Annotated in this window: 1 protein-coding gene; it reads right to left on the reverse strand. The window is 60.6% G+C overall.

All coding sequences use genetic code 11. The features are described 5' to 3' along the window. On the reverse strand, positions 1-284 hold a 284-nt coding region (locus tag JF781_RS28305), incomplete at both ends, for an integrase core domain-containing protein (RefSeq protein ID WP_225341395.1).

Below are 284 nucleotides of genomic sequence, written 5' to 3' on the forward strand. Positions count from 1 at the left end.
TTGTTCTTCACGGGTAGGTTGTGAACGCGTAGGCGCTCGATTGGTGTCATTCCGCCGATGCCGGTGTGGGGTCGGTGGTGATTGTAGTGATGCAGCCAGTGCTGGTAGGTTCCGGCGCGTTCGGCCTCAGAGCGGTAGGTCTGCGCATAGGCCCATTCGGTGGTCAGGGTGCGGTTGAATCGCTCGACTTTGCCGTTGGTCTGTGGCCGGTAGGGCCGGGTCCTCTTGTGGGTGATGTCGGGGCCGAGCGCTTCAGCGAAATTCTTTGACCGGTAACAGGATCC

It is taken from the genome of Mycobacterium sp. WUMAC-067 (genome assembly GCF_020217485.1).
Lineage (GTDB): Bacteria > Actinomycetota > Actinomycetes > Mycobacteriales > Mycobacteriaceae > Mycobacterium.